Genomic DNA, 18,638 nt, shown 5'->3' with positions numbered 1-18,638 from the left:
CGGTTCGCGTTAAGAAAACGCGATAGCAAGACTCTAATCCACGTCCTCAATGGCGCCGGGCGTGGTGCCGAACGCCTTCTGTGCCAGCGTCGCTGCCATGAATTCATCGAGATCGCCATCGAGCACGCCGGACGTGTCGGAGGTCTGCACCCCGGTGCGCAGGTCCTTCACCATCTGATACGGCTGCAACACGTATGACCGGATCTGATGACCCCAGCCGATATCGGTCTTGGCGGCCTGATCGGCGGCGGCTTTTTCCTCGCGCTTCTTCAGTTCGATTTCGTAAAGCCGCGCGCGCAGCATGTCCCAGGCCTGCGCCCTGTTCTTGTGCTGTGAACGGCCGGCCTGACAGACAACCGCAACGCCGGTCGGAATATGTGTCAGACGCACAGCCGATTCCGTCTTGTTGACATGCTGGCCGCCTGCACCGCCTGAACGCATCGTATCGGTGCGCACATCGGATTCCTTGATGTCGATCTTGATGCTGTCATCGACCACCGGGAAAATCGCAACACTCGAGAATGACGTATGCCGCCGGGCGTTGGAATCGAACGGCGATATCCGCACAAGCCGGTGCACGCCCGCCTCGGTCTTTAACCAGCCATAGGCATTGTGACCACTGATCTGGATTGTCGCGGATTTGATACCGGCTTCTTCGCCTTCGGTCTCTTCGAGGTATTCGACCTTGAACCCATGCTTCTCAGCCCAGCGCGTGTACATACGCAGCAGCATCGAGGCCCAGTCCTGGCTCTCGGTGCCGCCGGCACCGGCGTGGACTTCGAGGTATGTATTGAATCTGTCGGCCTCACCCGACAACAGAGCTTCCAGCTCCTGCTTCGCGACGTCTTTTTTCAGAGCTTTGAGCGCGCTCTCAGCTTCAAGAACGACGCTCTCGTCCTTCTCGGACTCGCCAAGCTCGATCATTCCAGTCTGGTCCTCAAGCTCGCGCTCGATCTTGCCGATGCCGGTAAGCTGATTCTCGAGCGAAGTCCGCTCCTGCATCAGCTTCTGGGCTTTCTGCGGGTCGTTCCAGAGATTGGGATCTTCGGCGAGAGCGTTCAGTTCGGCGAGGCGTGCCGTGGCAGCATCGACGTCAAAGATGCCTCCTCAGCAGCCCGACTGACTGCTTGATCTCTTCAACAAGGCGTTCGATTTCGGGGCGCATGACAATTCCGGCTTGCAGCAACGCTGCGATTCAAATGACGTGAGGGATGTAGCGGCTGACGGCTGTCAGCGCAACGTCGCGCGTTGCGCTAGTACAGGCCGCCGGTACCCGGCCGGAAAATGGCGCGGTCCGCATCCGGCGAAACGCCGGGTGAGCGCCCGTCAGCGTCAGCCACGCCGATAACCGAGTAGTTGTCGGGTGGTGCAGTTCCGGGCTTGAAGGCTTCGAGGATTGTCCGGCCGCTGTCACCCGGCCCTGCCCGCATGCCGCTCTTGGCATCGACACGGATCAGCTTGATGCCGGCAGGAACCTTGAAGGGCACCGCAGGCTTGTCAGCCAGCGCGAGCTTCATGAAGTCCTTCACCACCGGCGCAGCGAGGTGGCCGCCGGTGCCGCCTCGGCCGAGATTTCGCGGCTTGTCGTAGCCGATGTAGACCCCGACCACGAGATCGGGCGAGAAGCCGATGAACCAGGCGTCCTTCTCGTCGTTGGTCGTGCCGGTCTTGCCGGCGATCGGTTTGCCAACTTCACGCAAGACGGTCGCGGTGCCGCTCTGCACGACACCTTCCATCATCGACGTGATCTGGTAGGCGGTCATGGAATCCAGCACCTGTTCGCGGCGGTCAACCAGCGAAGGTTCTGGCTGGTTCTTCCAGACATCGCCGGCATCGCAGCCGCGGCATTCGCGCTGATCGTGCTTGAAGATGGTGTGACCATAGCGGTCCTGAATACGATCGATCAGCGTCGGCTTCACCCGCTTGCCGCCATTGGCGAACATCGAATAGGCGGTCACCATGCGCATCACGGTCGTCTCACCCGCGCCGAGCGCGTAGGAAAGATAGTTCGGCAACTCGTCGTAGATACCGAAGCGCTTGGCGTACTCGCCGATCAACGGCATACCGACGTCCTGCGCGAGGCGCACCGTCACCGTGTTCAGCGACCTGATGAGCGCGTTCCGCAGCGTGGTCGGTCCGTAATACTTTCCGGTCGAATAGTTTTCCGGACGCCACACGCCTGCGCCCTGCCCCTGATCGATTTCAATCGGTGCGTCCACCACAACCGTCGACGGCGTGTAGCCATTATCCATCGCAGTCGAATAGACGATCGGCTTGAAGGACGAACCCGGCTGACGATAGGCCTGCGTTGCGCGATTGAACTGGCTCTGGTCAAACGAGAAGCCGCCGACCATGGCCACGACGCGCCCGGTCCACGGATCCATAGCAACCATCGCCCCGGAAACTTCCGGGATCTGACGCAGCCGGTACTGTCCCTCGACCTTGTTGCCATCCTTGTCCAGCAGCGGATCGACATAGACCGCGTCGCCCGGTGCAAGCACCTGTGTCACCGCGGTCGGCGTTTTGAAACGCGTCGGACCGGCGGCCGCCTTCGCCCACCTCACACCTTCCAGCGAGATCAGTCCTGTTTCGCGAGTCTTGGAGATCGCGCCGCCAAGCTCGCGGCCGGGCTGAAAGCCGATCCGCGCCGACTGGTCGCTGGTCTCAAGCACCACGGCCATCCGCCAAGGCGAAATGTCGGAGAGCGATTTGACCTCTGCGAGCTTCACGCCCCAGTCGCCGCCAAGATCGATCTTGTGCGGCGCGCCGCGCCAGCCCTGGGCTTCGTCAAACTTGACCAGCCCGGCCACCATCGCCTTGCGCGCCATCATCTGAAGCTTGGGATCGAGCGAGGTGCGCACCGAAAGGCCGCCTTCATAAAGCTTCTTCTCGCCGTAACGCTCGAAGATGTCGCGGCGGACTTCTTCGGCGAAGTATTCACCCGCGAAAATATGCGCCGCATTGGAGCGCGACGTCACCACAAGGGGTTCCTTGCGAGCTGCAACAGCATCGGCCTGCTTGATCCAGCCGTTTTCGGCCAACCGGTCGATCACGTAATTGCGGCGCTCGATGGCGCGATCGCGGTTACGTACAGGATGCAGGCTCGAGGGCGCCTTCGGCAACGCTGCCAGATAGGCGGCTTCCGCAATGGTGAGTTCGTTGACCGACTTGTCGAAATAGACAAGCGATGCAGCAGCAATGCCGTAGGCGCTGAGGCCGAGATAGATTTCGTTCAGATACAACTCGAGGATTTTGTCCTTGGTGTAGGTGCGCTCGATGCGCATCGCCAGCAAGGCTTCCTTGATCTTGCGGTTGAACGAGACTTCGTTGGTCAGAAGGAAGTTCTTCGCGACCTGCTGTGTGATGGTGGACGCGCCCTGCGGGCGGCGGTTGGAACCGTAATTCTGTGCGTAGAGAACCGCCGCGCGCGCCATGCCGGTGAAGTCGATGCCGCCGTGCTCATAGAAATTCTTGTCCTCTGCCGCGAGGAACGCATTGATCACGGGTTTCGGAATCGCCTGGATCGGCAGATAAAGCCGGCGCTCCTTGGAATACTCGCCGAGCAGCGAACCGTCTGCGGCGTGAACGCGAGTCATCACCGCCGGCTCGTAATCCTGTAACTGGGAATAGTCCGGCAAATCCTTCGAGAAGTGCCAGATCGCTCCGGCAACCGCGGCGACGCCGACAAGGAACACGATCGTTCCGGCCGCGAACAGGAAGCCCATGAACCGCAACAGCAAGCGCATCGTCAGTATCCGTCCTTAGCGTCTGGGCGCGATCACGGCGCACTTCAGGGATTCCGAACCGAACTATACCATTCGCTATCCGCGCGTGGATCGATTCTGGTCTCTTCCCGGCCCAAATTTCTATAGAGCCGCTGCTGTGGCCAAACTAGGGCCTCGGCGACCAATTGCCCTGCAAATTCAACCCCAAGGGGCTTAATTCGAAGGGCCAGTGGAAACCACGCGTTTTCCGAGGAAGGCATCCACCGCCTGGGCGACGGAACCGACGGTGCGCGAGCGCCAGCTTTCAGAGACCAGATGCTGAAGATCGTCCTTGTTGGAAACATAGCCGAGTTCGACCAGCACGGACGGAACGTCGTGGGCCTTCAGGACCTTGAACCCCGCAGACTTCAGCGGATGCTTGTGCATGCGCGCGACACCCTTCATCTCATTGACGAGAGTGCGGGCAAAACGGTTTGAAAACGTTCGGGTCTCGCGCTGGGTCAGCTCGATCAGGATGTCGGCCACCTCCGCCGGTTCCTCGGTCAGATTGATGCCGGCAATGGCATCGGCCTTGTTCTCGGCCTCGGCGAGTTTCTCAGCTTCGGCGTCGGAGGCACGTTCCGACAGCGTATAGACGGTCGCGCCCTGGGCATCGCCCTCCCGCTTGGGCAAGGCATCGGCGTGAATGGAAACAAATAACGCAGCCGTATTGGAGCGGGCGATCCTCACCCGCTCTCCGAGCGGGACGAAGGTGTCGTCGTCGCGCGTCATGACAACGCGGAACTTGCCACTTTTCTCGATCCGATCCCGCAGCGCCTTGGCGAAATCCAGCACCAGCATCTTTTCGCTTTCGCCGGTGGCCGCCTGCGTGCCGTTGTCGACGCCGCCATGACCGGGGTCGATAACGATGACCGGACGGGAATCTGTCGTCTTCACTGTCCGGGTTGTGCCCGTGGTTTCAACTGCGGCGCCGCTGGCGTCGGCAACGATTGCCGGACGTAACTGCACTTTGTCCTCGCCCGGAGACGACGCCTTGAACGCCGATCCTTCAACAGCGGCCAGTTCGACCACGAGGCGCGCCGGCTGCCCGTTCGCCGGGTCGATGACGTAGGTCTTCTCAATCTTGGCCGGACCGGTCAGGTCGAAAACCACTCGCGATCCGCCGGGCATGACGAGGCCGTAGCGAAAGGCGCGAATCAAACCGCGCCCTTCCTTCCCCACGCCGGGGGGAAGATTGAAGGTGACTTGCGGGATATCGACCACGACGCGATACGGATCTGCGAGCACAAACGCCCGGGCATCGATCTTGCGGTCGAGGTCGAGAATGAAACGGGTCTGCTTACCATCGCCCGCCACGCGCACGTCGGAGGCGACTGGAAAGGCTACCGCAACCACCGGCTGCGGCGGCTGAGATTCGACCGCGAGAGCCCGGGGAATCGGCAGGCACAGAAATGCTGCGGCGCACACCTGCGCGACAACCCAAAATGCGCGATAATTCATGTGGCTCGTCAATGAATCCGCAGCCTCCGGACACCTCATACCGCAATAGAACCGCGCAGTTAACGGCCCCTTACCACGCCTGCGACGATTAGCCGAGTGTGTTGCAGCGCTGTGACGCTTCCCTTGCCAGAAACGGCCATTCGACGTATGTAGGAGGGGCTGACGGTTTAAACTTGCGGTTGTGTCGCGTTCAGCTTCCCGGTGCAGCGCCAGTTCCTCACATTCAATAAGAGGTTCCAGCGTACCTTCCGACCCTCCACAGCCAGCGCAGCACGCGGCTGATACGGAGCGGCGGTTACCAGCCCGAGCGGCCACCTTCATGACCGGCGACCGTTGCCGCAAGGCAGCGGACCATCGAGAGCCAGCGCGCGCGTCTTGCGCCGCGTTAGCACTGCCAGCAGCGAATCCGCTGGCAACGTCGGCGGCAGGATACGGCGGCACTTTGCCGCCACATTGAATTAGACGGGCCGACGCTTGATGCGCCAGACTCTATTGCCGAACGGGATTGGTCAGAAAATCCCATCGACGCCAGCATCGATACGACGCGAATCTTTTCCGCGTCGCGTTTCGCTGACGTTGCGATCGGCACGGTGCCTCGGGCGGCGTTTTGGCCTTCCCCTCACCCCCGAATCAGGTGGACCGTCACGTGACCCGGCTACGCGCAATGCGCTGGCCGCCGAACGCACCGTTCGCCGTCAAGAGCTCAAAAATGCCCAACAAAATGTTGATCGATGCCACCCATCCGGAAGAGACCCGGGTGGTTGTGGTCCGCGGCAATCGCGTCGAGGAATTTGATTTCGAGTCTGCCCAGCGCAAGCAACTGCGCGGCAACATCTATCTCGCCAAAGTCACGCGCGTCGAGCCGTCGCTGCAAGCCGCCTTCATCGAATACGGCGGCAATCGCCATGGCTTTCTGGCCTTCAGCGAAATCCATCCCGATTACTATCAGATCCCGGTTGCCGATCGACAGGCCTTGATCGAGGCCGACGAGCGCGCGCACCGCGAGGCCGAGGAAGAATCGGAAAACCGCTCCAACCGCCGCCGGTCCCGCCATCGAAGTTCGCGACGCCGTAACAGTGGCGAGCGCGTGCAGAGCGAAGTTATCGAAGGCGCAAGCCCGGAGGCGGAAGCCGCGCAGTTGACGGACGCTGCCCAGGTCGGCGACCACGCGCCAGATTACGGCCATGACGATGCCCATCACGACCATGACCACCCGCATGATGACGCACATCATGGCGAACATGATCACCAGCACGGTGAAGCTCATGACGTTGCTGCCCTCCCCGCCGGCGACGATCACCGTCAGGAACATCATGCCGATGACGCCGCGCCAGTCGCAGCATCCGAAGAAGCATCAGCGCCGGTAGCTGCGCACGATGACCATGCACATGACGATCATTTCCATGACCACGGGCATGATGATCATGAGCACCTCGATCATCAGCATGAATCGCATCCGCACGACGAGGCTCACGATGCGCCCATCGTTCCTCACGGCGACCATCAAGACGAACACCACGCCGACGATGCGGATGGCGACGACGACGAGGACGGTGACGACGCCGAAGAGGAAGTCGTCGAGTCGGTTGGCGGTGACGACGTGCTGGAAGAAGTGCCGGAGCGCGCCTTCCGTCCGCGCCGCCAGTACAAGATTCAGGAAGTCATCAAGCGCCGCCAGGTGATGCTGGTTCAGGTCGTCAAGGAAGAGCGCGGCAACAAGGGCGCTGCGCTGACAACCTACCTCTCGCTCGCCGGCCGTTATGCCGTGCTGATGCCGAACACCGCACGCGGCGGCGGTATCAGCCGCAAGATCACCTCGGCGCAGGATCGTTCGCGCCTGAAGGACGTGGTGCAGGATCTCGATGTGCCGGAAGGCATGGGGATCATCCTGCGTACCGCCGGTGCCTCGCGCACCAAGCCGGAGATCAAGCGCGACTTCGAATACCTGATCCGGATGTGGGAAACCGTCCGCGACACCACTCTGAAATCGCAGGCCCCTACTCTCGTTTACGAGGAAGGCTCGCTGATCAAGCGTTCGCTGCGCGACCTCTACAACAAGGAAATCGACGAAGTCCTCGTTGCCGGTGAAGCCGGTTTCAACGAAGCCCGCGATTTCATGAAGATGCTGATGCCGAGCAACGTTCGCGCGGTGAAGCAGTACCGCGACGGCCAGCCGCTGTTCTCGCGCATGGGCGTGGAGAGCCAGCTGGACGCGATGTTCTCGCCCACGGTAACGCTGAGGTCCGGCGGTTACATCGTCATCAACCAGACCGAAGCGCTGGTCTCGATCGACGTCAACTCGGGGCGTTCGACCCGCGAGCACCACATCGAGGATACAGCGCTCAAGACCAATCTCGAAGCCGCCGAGGAAGTCGCGCGCCAGTTGCGGCTGCGCGATCTTGCGGGTCTCATTGTGATCGACTTCATCGACATGGATGAGAAGCGCAACAACCGTGCGGTCGAGCGCAAACTCAGCGACTGCCTGCGGCAGGATCGCGCCCGCATCCAGGTGGGACGCATCTCGCATTTCGGCCTGCTCGAGATGTCGCGCCAGCGTATCCGCGCCAGCGTGCTCGAAAGCTCCACCGAGCCGTGCCCGCATTGCGGCGGCTCCGGTCACGTCCGCTCGGTCTCGTCCGTCGCGCTGCAACTGCTGCGCGGCCTCGAAGAAACCCTGATGAAGGGACCGACGCACAATCTGACGGTGCGCACGCGCACCGACGTTGCGCTCTATGTGCTCAACCACAAGCGCGGTCACCTGCGCGATCTCGAAAGCAGCTTCAAGGTCACGCTGGCGGTCATCGCCGATGCGACGATCAGCGGGCAGCAGTCCTACGTGATCGACCGCGGCGAAGCCGTTCATACCCTCGAAGCCGCCAAGGCCATCCTTGCAGCGCAGCTTGCGGCATCCCCGGCTCCGGTCGAGGACACCTACGACTACGAGGATGACGAAACGTTCGAAGCCGAAATGGAATTCGAAGGCGACGACGAGGACAATGCCGAGACGCAATCCGCCGACGCAGTTCCTGTCTCGGAAGGCGAAGAAGGCCCGCGCCGCAAGCGCCGGCGCCGCAGGCGTGGCCGTGGCGGAGAAGCGCGTGAGGGAGTACAGGCAGCCGATCGGGGCGACGCACCCGCCATCGCGTTACAAGACGACACCGCCAGCGATGACGGCGATGAAGGTGACGACGAGCAGGACGATCAGAATGGCGAACCGCGCGCCGAGCAGAACGCGAATGGCGAACGCCGTCCGCGCCGCCGTGGGCGCCGCGGCGGCCGTCGCCGGCGTGGTGGCAACGACCTGAGCGGAGCAGAAGGCGGTCAACCCGGCGAGGGAATCGTTTCGACGATTGCCGACGATTTGGGAACGCCGCCCGAGTCCGAATCCGCCGAAGCGGTCGCCGATCTGGCAGCGCCGGCAGAGCCGGTCCGCGAGGAACTTCCCGCTCCGGCTCCGCAGCCGGAACCAGTGACGCACCACATCTCAACCCCGGAAGAGACCGAAGCTCCGCGCAAGCGCTCGACTGTTCGCGAGAAGGTCAGCTTCTTCTTCGGTGAGGCGCCGAAACAGGAGTCTCAGCCCACTCCGGTTCAGACACAAACTCCAACTGAACCAGAGTCTTCTCCACAGCCGCAGACCGAGACCGCCCAGCCGCGCCGTGCGGGCTGGTGGTCGCGCCGCGGCGAGTAACATCCGAGTACTGGTCACTAATAAACCGCCCGCTTCACAGCGGGCGGTTTGCGTTTGGACCCTCGAAATCTGCAATCAGCCTTTGGTGAGCCAGCGCGTGATGCGCGCCACCGCTTCGGTGATTTCCTGCGTCGAGCGCGAGTAGGAAAAACGCACGAAAGACTTTCCGTGGAATGGGTCGAAGTCCACACCGGGCGTCGCCGCGACATGCGCCTGCTGCAACATGGTCTTGGCGAACTCGAAGCTGTCGGCGTTGAACTTGGAGACATCCGCATAAAGATAGAACGCGCCATCCACAGGCAGGAATTCCGTCAGCCCGACTTTCGGCAGCCCTTCGATCAGGATGCGCCGATTCTCCTCATAGCCGTGCTTGATGACATCCATTTCGGCACATCCGTCGAATGCGGCTTCTGCCGCGATCTGCGACAGGGTCGGCACGGAAATCGACAGGTTCTGCTGCAACGTCTCGACCGAGCGCACCAGCGCCTCCGGAACGACGATCCAGCCCACGCGCCAGCCGGTCATGCAGAAGTACTTCGAAAACGAATTGATGATGATCGCCTCGGACGAAAGCTCGGCGGCCGTCACCGCCGGAAACGCGTAGTCGAGCCCGTGATAGATCTCATCCGAGATGAAGCGAATACCCGCGCTATCCGCTGCGGCGATCAGATCAGCCATCGCCTCGCGCGTCATCATGGTGCCGGTCGGATTCGCAGGACTGGCGACCAGTACGCCCTTGAGCGGCGTCTTCCGATGAGCCTCAAGCAGCATCTCGCCTGTCAGTGCATGCCGTGTGGCGCTGGTGGTTTCGATCATGACGGGCTCACATCCGAGCGCCCGCAGAATATGACGATACGGCGGATAACCCGGGGACGTGATTGCAACACGGTCGCCGGGCTCAAACGCTGACAGGAACGCGAGAACGAAAGCGCCCGAGGAGCCTGTGGTAATGACAATGCGCGCAGGATTGACATCCTGTCCGTAGGTTTCTCGGTAATGGCGCGAAATCCGCTGACGCAGCGATGGAATGCCGATCGCAGCCGTATAATCGATCTTGCCTATATCGAGCGCGGCGCGCGCGGCGGCGATGGCCGTCTGCGGCGCGGGAGCAGCAGGCTGCCCCACCTCCATGTGAATCACGTGACCGCCCTGGGCCTCGATCCTGGCGGCAGCCGCCATCACATCCATCACCATGAACGGCGGAACATTGCCGCGGGTGGAGGGCGTCAAAAGGCCTTTTGCCTTGTCTGTGAGCGTCACGTCCAGTGTCCTGAATCCGAAGTTCGCCTCGTTTTGCATCAATCTCCATAGCGAACTTCGGATTCAAAAGGACACTGGAAAATTACAATTCTAGTGTGGTTTTGGTTCGCAAGTCCGCAAATGTGCGCGCTGTGGAAGTAATGCGGACTTGCGAACCGCCACACTAGCATGAAATCTGCTATTCCCTGGAACCGCGGCATGCAAGGAAAGCATGCGGCAATGTGCCGTTGTACCGCCGCATTCGGCGTCTTGTTAGACCGTGATTTTAGCACCCTACAGGCCTCCGCTCCATTGCCAAGCTCGCTGACCAAGCCATGACAGATGCCCTCTTGACCCCGCCATCCGAAGCCTCCCGCGTTCGCGCAGGGCTGCCCGGAAAGTCATTCGCACGGCGTGCGACGGCGATCGTCACTGCTGCGGCGCTGCTCGTCGGCTCGTGGCCGGCGCATGCACAGCAGGGCGGCCCACCCCTCCTGCGCGATGCCGAAACCGAGCAACTTCTACGCGACTATACGCGGCCGATCCTGCGGGTCGCCGGTCTCGAGAAGCAGAACATTCAGGTCGTCATCATCAACGATCCGACGTTCAACGCCTTCGTCGCGGACGGACGCCGCATTTTCGTGAACTACGGGGCATTGCGAGAATCTGAAACACCCAACCAGATCATCGGCGTGCTCGCCCACGAAACGGGACACCTTGCCGGCGGGCATCTCTCAAAGCTGCGCGAACAGGTTTCCCGCGCCCAGACCCAGATGATCATCGCCATGCTGCTGGGCCTGGGCGCGGCCGTTGCAGGGGCGCGTGCAGGAGCCGGAAGTGCAGGCGCCGCTGCGGTTGCGGCACCTCAAGCCGCGATCATGCGCACCATGCTCTCCTACCAGAGGCAGCAGGAAGAAAACGCGGACAAGGCCGGCGTGAAATTCCTCAACGCCACCGGCCAGTCGTCCAAGGGAATGTACGAGACGTTCAAGCGGTTCTCCGAACAGGGGCTGTACTCGTCCCGCGGCGCCGATCCGTACAATCAGTCGCATCCGATGCCGGCTGAACGCGTCAGGGCGCTTGAGGAACTGGCGAAATCGAGCCCCTACTGGGACAAGAAGGACGACGCTGCCTTGCAGCTTCGTCACGACATGATGCGGGCAAAAGTGTCCGGGTTCATGGAGCGCTCGGACACGGTGTACCGCCGGTATCCGCCTTCGAACGACAGCCTGCCCGCCCGCTACGCCCGCGCCATCGCAACCTATCGTCACGGCGATCTGCGCAGCGCCCTCTCCCAGATTGATGCCCTGATCAAGGTCCAGCCCAATAACCCTTATTTTTACGAATTGAAGGGTCAGGCGCTGCTTGAAGGAGCCAAGCCCAACGAGGCCATCGCTCCGCTTCGCAGAGCTGTTCAACTGTCCAACAATGCGCCACTCATCGAGATGTTACTTGGCCAGTCCTTGGTGGCATCGGACAATAGGGCCTACGCTGAGGAGGCCATCAAGATTCTGCGCACGGCACTCTCCCGGGAACCGGAAGCGGCGCTCGGATACACGCAGCTTGCGATGGCATACGGCCGCAAGGGGGACTATGCGGAAGCCGATCTCGCCTCGGCCCAGGCAGCCTATCTGCGCGGAGACCAGAAAACGGCGCGGGACCTTGCCTCTCGCGCGAAGACAAGATTTGCGATCGGCACACCAGGTTGGGTCAAGGCCGACGACATCGTTAATACGAAGCCGATAAAGAATTAAACCCGGCGTAGCATCGCTGCACACAGCCCGAAGGAATATCCATGCTCTCGCTCCGCTCTCTTGCCCCCCTCGCCTTTGCACTTGTGCTGGGTCTGCCCGCCGTGTCGCATGCCCAGTCGTTCAACGACACGCAGAAGAGCGAGATTCAGAAGATCATCAAGGATTACCTCATCGCCAATCCCGAACTGCTCGAGGAAATGTCCGCAGAGCTGCAGAAGCGGCAAGCGGCCGCAGAATCGGAAAAGCACCGCGCCGCTGTCCAGAAAAATGCAGAGGTGATCTTCAACTCGCCGCGCGGTGTCGTTGTCGGTAACCGGGACGGCGACGTGAATTTCGTCGAGTTCTTCGATTACAACTGCGGCTATTGTAAACACGCGATGGCCGACATGCTCACCCTGATGAAGTCGGACTCGAAGCTGCGGGTCGTACTGAAGGAATTCCCAGTTCTTGGACCGAGCTCGGTGGAAGCGGCTCAGGTCGCTGTCGCGGTCCGCATGCAGGACCCGAGCGGGAAGAAGTATCTCGACTTCCATCAGAAGCTGCTGAACGGGCGCGGACAGGCAGACAAGGCCCGCGCCATGGCGGCGGCGAAGGAAGCTGGTCTTGATATGGCCAAGCTCGAGAAGGACATGGCCAGCCCCGAGGTTAACGCCACCCTCAACGAGAACTTCAAGCTCGCCGAGGAAATGGGCCTGAACGGCACGCCCAGCTATGTGATCGGAAAGGACGTCGTGGTTGGCGCGGTCGGCGCGGCCGGGCTCGCCAAGAAGATATCCGAAGCCCGCTGCGGAAAGGCGACCTGCTAGGCCTGGCACCGGCCGAGCAGTTCTCCTGGAAGATCCGTTAAGATTGGTTAACCAACGATTCCAAGGCCTTTTACGGGGCTTTTCAGGTAATTTCTGAATGATTTGGCGGGGGATGGCGAAGCCGATCAGGCTTCCCTCCCGGCTCCATGTTGCCTATAAACCGCCCGAAGCTGCGCGCACCCGCATTATTCCGCCGACATTGCTGGATTTGATTTTCGGATGGCAAAGACGATTTACGTGCTCAACGGGCCGAACCTCAATCTGCTCGGCACCCGCGAGCCGGAGACCTATGGCCATCACACGCTCGCTGATGTGGAGAAACTCTGCCACGACAGCGCTGCCGGCTATGGCCTGACGGCCGACTGCCGCCAGTCGAACCGCGAAGGCGAGCTGATCGATTTCATTCACGAAGCCGGCGCGAAGAAAGCGGCCGGCATCATCATCAACGCCGGCGGATACTCGCACACATCGATCGCGCTCCATGACGCGCTGGTTGCTGTCAAACTTCCAACGGTCGAAGTCCACGTCTCCAACATCTACGCGCGCGAGAGCTTTCGTCACCATTCCTTCGTCGCATCGGCTGCCGTGGCAACGCTGTGCGGCTTCGGAATCGATGGCTATCGCCTCGCAATCAGCGGCCTTGCCGCGAAGATCGGCGCCAAGGCGAAAGCCTGATACGCCTGCCTGTCATTTACTAAGAAAGCTTCGGATTACACATGGCCTCCTCGCCGAAAGAACCATCTGCTCCCAAGGAAAAACCGGCCGACGAGCGCGAACTCATTCGCGAACTGGCAATTCTGCTCGATGAAACCAATCTCACGGAAATCGAGATCGAGCGTGCCGGATTGCGTCTGCGGGTCGCGCGCAATATCAGCATCGCGGCACCCGTCTCCTATCAGCCTGCCGCTGTGGCTGCTGCCCCCACGTCCGCGCCTGTGCCGGCTGCGGCTGCGGCCGCACCCGCCGATATTTCAAAGCACCCCGGCGCAGTGCCGTCGCCGATGGTCGGCACGGCCTATCGTGCCTCAGAGCCCGGCGCGAAGCCGTTTATCGATGTCGGCAGCAAGGTGAAGGTCGGCGACACGCTGATCATCATCGAAGCGATGAAGACGATGAACCAGATCCCATCGACGCGCGCAGGCACCGTTACGCAAATCCTCGTCGAAGACGGCCAGCCGGTCGAGTTCGGCGAGCCGCTCGTCATTATTGAATAGAAACGCGCCGTCGTCCTGAGGTGCGAGGGCAAGGCCCGAGCCTCGAAGGATGCGGCGCCGTCACCCTTCGAGGCTCGCAAGTGCTCGCGCCTCAGGATGACGGGAGAAGGCAGGCACGATGTTCGACAAGATCCTGATTGCCAATCGCGGCGAGATTGCATTGCGCGTGTTGCGCGCATGCAAGGAACTCGGCATCGCGACCGTTGCGGTTCACTCCACCGCCGATGCGAACGCCATGCATGTCCGCCTTGCGGATGAAAGCGTCTGCATCGGACCGCCGCCCGCGAAGGACAGCTATCTGAACATACCGGCGTTGCTTGCCGCGTGTGAGATCACCGGCGCTGACGCGGTCCATCCCGGCTACGGTTTCCTCTCGGAGAATGCGCGGTTCGCCGAAATTCTCGCCGACCACAATCTGCATTTCATCGGGCCGAAGGCGGAGCACATCCGTCTGATGGGCGACAAGATCGAAGCCAAGAAGACCGCCAAGCGCCTCGGCATTCCTGTGGTGCCCGGCTCCGACGGCGGCATTGGCCCCGGCGACGACGCCATGGCCATCGCCAAGCAGATCGGCTTTCCGGTCCTGGTGAAGGCGGCAGCGGGCGGCGGCGGCCGCGGCATGAAGGTTGCGCCGACTGAAGCTGATCTCCTGCTGGCCCTCTCCACTGCCAGCAACGAAGCCAAGGCGGCGTTCGGCGACGGCTCGGTCTATCTTGAAAAGTATCTCGGCAAGCCTCGCCACATCGAAATCCAGATCCTCGGCGACGGCCGCGGCGGTGCGATCCATCTCGGCGAGCGTGACTGTTCGCTACAACGCCGCCACCAGAAGGTGTGGGAGGAAGGTCCCTCGCCGATTCTGAATGCAGCCGCGCGCGCGAAAATTGGCGAGACCTGTGCCAAGGCGATGCGCGAGATGCAGTATCTCGGCGTCGGCACCATCGAATTCCTCTACGAGGATGGCGAGTTCTATTTTATCGAAATGAACACGCGTATTCAGGTCGAACATCCCGTGACCGAGATGATCACCGGAATCGATCTGGTCATCGAACAAATCCGCGTCGCCGCTGGCGGCGATTTGCCCTGCGCGCAGGAAGATATCGTCATCAACGGTCACGCGATCGAGTGCCGCGTCAACGCCGAGAACCCGGTGTCCTTCCGGCCCTCGCCCGGCAAGATCCTGCAGTACCATCCGCCCGGCGGGCTGGGGGTGCGGATCGATTCAGCCGTGTATCAGGGCTATGTCATTCCGCCCTACTACGACTCGCTGGTCGGCAAGCTTATCGTTCACGGCAAGACCCGCGGCGAGTGCCTGATGCGCTTGCGACGCGCTCTGGACGAGATGGTGGTGGACGGCGTCGAAACCACCCTGCCGCTGTTCCGCGGACTGGTGCGTGAGCCCAGCATTATCGACGGCGACTACCATATCCACTGGCTCGAGCATTACCTGGCCGCCGGCGACACCAAGTCATCCTGAGCTACCATTTCCCCGACGGGCTGGTTCCAGAAATGGAACTAAATTCGTATTTGCGCGTTATCGCGCACGTAAGCTATGGGTAGGCTTCAGGGGTAGCAATTTGAATTTTCAGCGATTTATTTATTCCGGCAACATCGCAGGGCGGACGTGACACGGGATAAGGCCCGCCGGCGTACGCTCTGGCAGATTGCCTTGCTATCAGCGGGCTTTCTGGTGCTGGTCGCGATCAGCGTCATTTCCATCGTTCTGGTGAACAAGGCGCGCGACGACAGCCGCTGGGTGGTTCACACCGTCGAAGTCGAAAATCAGATATCGACCGTCCTGCTGGATATCAGGCGCGCAGAAAGCGCTGCCCGAGGTTACCTCCTCACGTCGCAACCCAAATTTCTGGCGGAGCACGAGACTGCAATCCAACGCATCTTGCCGGGCGTCGACACGCTCATAAGACAGATCAGCGACAGCCCGGTTCAGATCGAGAACAGCAAGCAATTCCGCGAATTCATCGAATTGCGTCTCGCGGAATTCACCAAAGCTGTCGACTTCGTGAAAAGGAACGACATTCCCGGCGGCGTGGCAATGTTGCGCGACGGTAGTGGCACCGCCGTTCAGCGCATCACTGAGATCGCCACAGCCATGCGCGCGGAGGAAGACCGTCTTTTCCAGGCAAGAACCGCCGCAGCCGACCGCAGCCAGACTCTCGCAGCGGTTGTCACAACAGCCGGTTCGGGCCTGGTGCTCCTTTTGGCTGGCGCTTCACTGTTTCTGGTGCGGCGATCAACGCGTGCGCGCGACGAAGCCGAACGGCAACTGCGCGACAACAATCTCAACCTCGAAGCGACTGTTGAAACACGCACCGCTGATCTTCGCGAAGCGAATGAAGAAATCCAGCGCTTTGCCTACATCGTAAGCCACGACCTGCGCTCGCCGCTTGTGAATATTATGGGTTTCACAAGCGAGCTCGAAGAGTTGCGCAACGACATCTTCACCCGCATCGCGAAGTACAGCCGCGCCGCCGCAGCAGCGCCCGCAATTCCCGAAGCTATCAATGACCTGGATCCGGGCGTCTCCCCGGAGCTTCAGGCGGAAGACAAGCAACTATCGCAGGACTTTTCGGAAGCACTTGGCTTCATCAAGTCGTCGATCGGCAAGATGGATCGTCTGATCTCCGCTATACTCAATCTGACACGCGAAGGTCGGCGCGATTTTCGCCCTGTAGAAATCGACACCAGAGAACTGATCGAGACAATCATCTCGTCCGTGGCGCATCAAGCGTCTGAGGCCAATGCGCAAATCCGCGTCGAGCCGCTGCCGAATATTGTCAGCGATCGCCTCGCATTGGAACAAATCTTCTCCAACCTCGTTGATAATGCTCTCAAATACCTCAAGCCGGGCGTGCCGGGCGACATCCTGATCAAGGGCCGCCCCAAGCTCGGTTTTGTGATATTCGAAATCACTGACAACGGACGTGGTATCGATCCGAAAGATCACCAAAGGATATTCGACCTGTTCCGCCGGGCTGGTCTTCAGGATCGTCCGGGACAGGGCATCGGTCTCGCCCACGTCCGTGCGTTGGTACGCCGCATGGGTGGCACCATCAACGTCTCCTCAGAACTTCACAAGGGCAGTACTTTCACGGTTACATTGCCTGCGCAGTGGAATTTCGGAACTCAAGGAAAAGAAGAATGAGTTTGCCAGTTAAGATCATCATGATCGAAGATGACGAGGGCCATGCCCGCCTGATTGAGCGCAATATCCGGCGCTCCGGTGTCAACAATGAGATCTTGCCGTTCACCAACGGTACAGATGCGGTGAAGTACCTGTTCGGCAAGGACGGCTCAGGCGTCGATCATAGGGATCAGGCGCTTCTGATCCTGCTCGACTTGAATCTGCCCGACATGACCGGGATCGAGATCCTCAAGCGGATCAAAGAAAACAGTCACGTCAAATGCGCGCCGGTTGTCGTGCTGACAACCACGGACGACGAGCACGAAATCAAACGCTGCTACGAGCTGGGCTGCAACGTCTACATTACCAAGCCCGTGAATTACGAAAGCTTTGCCAACGCGATCCGCCAACTGGGATTGTTTTTTTCAGTCATCAAGGTTCCACCTGTCAAAACATGAAACCTGCAACGCCTCTCCTTTTGTACATTGACGACGACGCCGATCTTGCGCGGCTGGTCGAGCGCGGGCTGAAGCGGCAGGGTTTTGCCGTCGAGCACGCGGCTGACGGCGCGAGTGGCCTTGCGCGTATCAAGCAAGGCGGGGTCGATGTGGTGGCGCTTGATCAGCATATGCCCGGTCTCGACGGTCTGGAGACGCTTGCCGAAATCCAGAAGATCCCCGATGCGCCGCCGGTCATTTTCGTGACCGCGTCGCAGGACAGCAAGATCGCAGTCACTGCCTTGAAGGCGGGCTCTGCCGACTATCTGGTCAAGGATACGCAGGGAGAGTTTCTCGCCCTGCTCGACGTCGCTGCAAAGGGCGCCATCGAACAGGCGCTGGTGCGCAAGGCCCGCGACGATGCAGAAGCAGAAGTTCACGCCTCGCGTGACCGTTACGCTGCGCTCGCCGCGGAGCGCGAGGTCCTGCTGCGCGAAGTGAACCACCGCGTCGGCAACAGCTTGCAGATCATCGCTTCACTGCTGCATCTTCAAGCGAATTCAAGCTCAGACGACGACGTCAAGGCCGCATTGACCAATGCCATGGGCCGCGTCGCCGCGGTCGCGCAGGTTCATCGCCGCCTCTATACATCGCAGGACCTGAAGACGGTCATGCTGAACCAGTACCTCGAGGCCTTGCTGGAGGATTTGCGCCGCTCTACCGAAGGCAACCGGATGTCGCGGCTGACGCTGAAAGCCGAGCCCGTCGAGATCGACCCTGATCGCGCCGTCGCGATCGGCATCATCGTCAACGAACTGGTCATGAACGCCGTCAAATATGCCTATCCAGACGGTGCTGGCCCCATTCACGTCGAACTGCGGTCATGCAACGGAGGCCTCGAACTGTCGATTTCCGACGACGGCGTCGGCTTGCAGGTCAAGCAGGATCCCCGCTCCACCGGCATGGGCCAGCGTATCGTGAGCGCCATGGCGCAAAAACTCGAAACCAAGGCAGAACGTGATCCATCCCACGCTGGAACACGTATCGTGTTGCGGCTGAAGGGCGCCGCACAGCCGCAAATCAGGCAGTTTGCCAGCACGGCTTGACGGTCGCCGAAGGCCGCACAATCTGTT

The 18,638-nt window shown here is 60.9% G+C and carries 13 protein-coding genes; 9 read left to right on the top strand and 4 right to left on the bottom strand.

The features are described 5' to 3' along the window. Positions 1-33: 33 nt before the first annotated feature. The 3 genes from prfB to AC1RM7_RS02050 all read right to left on the bottom strand — a co-directional run bounded on the left by prfB (position 34) and on the right by AC1RM7_RS02050 (position 5,225). Positions 34-1,165, bottom strand: a protein-coding gene (prfB, locus tag AC1RM7_RS02060) for a peptide chain release factor 2 (RefSeq protein ID WP_152544108.1) whose coding sequence is annotated in 2 segments (ribosomal slippage) — positions 34-1,095 and positions 1,097-1,165 — 1,131 coding nt in all. Because the reading frame shifts where the segments join, the coding sequence is not laid out codon by codon here. An 88-nt stretch (positions 1,166-1,253) separates the two neighbouring features. Then, positions 1,254-3,746: a penicillin-binding protein 1A gene (locus AC1RM7_RS02055; RefSeq protein ID WP_006020396.1), complete on the bottom strand. Its 2,493-nt coding sequence runs from the start codon at positions 3,744-3,746 to the stop codon at positions 1,254-1,256. Between the two features lie 192 nt (positions 3,747-3,938). Next, positions 3,939-5,225 carry an N-acetylmuramoyl-L-alanine amidase gene (locus AC1RM7_RS02050; protein ID WP_024919151.1) on the bottom strand — a complete coding sequence of 429 codons (1,287 nt, stop codon included), beginning with the start codon at positions 5,223-5,225 and terminating at the stop codon, positions 3,939-3,941. Positions 5,226-5,934: 709 nt separating this feature from the next. On the opposite strand from AC1RM7_RS02050, the gene AC1RM7_RS02045 reads away from it, so the two are divergent. Then, positions 5,935-8,916 carry an Rne/Rng family ribonuclease gene (locus AC1RM7_RS02045; protein WP_024919150.1) on the top strand — a complete coding sequence of 994 codons (2,982 nt, stop codon included), beginning with the start codon at positions 5,935-5,937 and terminating at the stop codon, positions 8,914-8,916. 75 nt (positions 8,917-8,991) lie between these two features. On the opposite strand, the gene AC1RM7_RS02040 is transcribed toward AC1RM7_RS02045, so the two are convergent. Then, positions 8,992-10,110: a pyridoxal phosphate-dependent aminotransferase gene (locus tag AC1RM7_RS02040; protein WP_244434447.1), complete on the bottom strand. Its 1,119-nt coding sequence runs from the start codon at positions 10,108-10,110 to the stop codon at positions 8,992-8,994. Between the two features lie 380 nt (positions 10,111-10,490). Here AC1RM7_RS02040 and AC1RM7_RS02035 point away from each other — a divergent pair, with 380 nt between their 5' ends. The 8 genes from AC1RM7_RS02035 to AC1RM7_RS02000 all read left to right on the top strand — a co-directional run bounded on the left by AC1RM7_RS02035 (position 10,491) and on the right by AC1RM7_RS02000 (position 18,611). Continuing rightward, positions 10,491-11,909 carry a M48 family metalloprotease gene (locus AC1RM7_RS02035; RefSeq protein ID WP_024919148.1) on the top strand — a complete coding sequence of 473 codons (1,419 nt, stop codon included), beginning with the start codon at positions 10,491-10,493 and terminating at the stop codon, positions 11,907-11,909. 41 nt (positions 11,910-11,950) lie between these two features. Continuing rightward, positions 11,951-12,715, top strand: coding sequence for a DsbA family protein (locus AC1RM7_RS02030; protein WP_006020391.1), 765 nt, complete (start codon positions 11,951-11,953; stop codon positions 12,713-12,715). Positions 12,716-12,934: 219 nt separating this feature from the next. Further along, complete coding sequence (aroQ, locus tag AC1RM7_RS02025) at positions 12,935-13,390, top strand: type II 3-dehydroquinate dehydratase (protein WP_006020390.1); 456 nt, start codon at positions 12,935-12,937, stop codon at positions 13,388-13,390. Positions 13,391-13,431: 41 nt separating this feature from the next. Continuing rightward, a complete protein-coding gene (gene accB, locus AC1RM7_RS02020) occupies positions 13,432-13,929 on the top strand; it encodes an acetyl-CoA carboxylase biotin carboxyl carrier protein (RefSeq protein WP_024919147.1) in 498 nt (165 codons plus the stop codon). A gap of 118 nt (positions 13,930-14,047) precedes the next feature. Continuing rightward, complete coding sequence (gene accC / locus AC1RM7_RS02015; RefSeq protein ID WP_006020388.1) at positions 14,048-15,403, top strand: acetyl-CoA carboxylase biotin carboxylase subunit; 1,356 nt, start codon at positions 14,048-14,050, stop codon at positions 15,401-15,403. Positions 15,404-15,550: 147 nt separating this feature from the next. Continuing rightward, positions 15,551-17,089 carry a sensor histidine kinase gene (locus AC1RM7_RS02010; RefSeq protein ID WP_006020387.1) on the top strand — a complete coding sequence of 513 codons (1,539 nt, stop codon included), beginning with the start codon at positions 15,551-15,553 and terminating at the stop codon, positions 17,087-17,089. Further along, positions 17,086-17,526, top strand: coding sequence for a response regulator (locus tag AC1RM7_RS02005; RefSeq protein ID WP_006020386.1), 441 nt, complete (start codon positions 17,086-17,088; stop codon positions 17,524-17,526). The genes AC1RM7_RS02010 and AC1RM7_RS02005 overlap by 4 nt, the downstream gene beginning before the upstream one ends. Further along, positions 17,523-18,611: a sensor histidine kinase gene (locus AC1RM7_RS02000; protein WP_024919145.1), complete on the top strand. Its 1,089-nt coding sequence runs from the start codon at positions 17,523-17,525 to the stop codon at positions 18,609-18,611. Before AC1RM7_RS02005 ends, AC1RM7_RS02000 begins: the two co-directional genes overlap by 4 nt. Positions 18,612-18,638 lie beyond the last annotated feature (27 nt).

The sequence above is a fragment of the Afipia sp. GW822-FHT03D08 genome (assembly GCF_058801645.1).
This window is presented reverse-complemented; position numbering and strand designations above follow the sequence as displayed.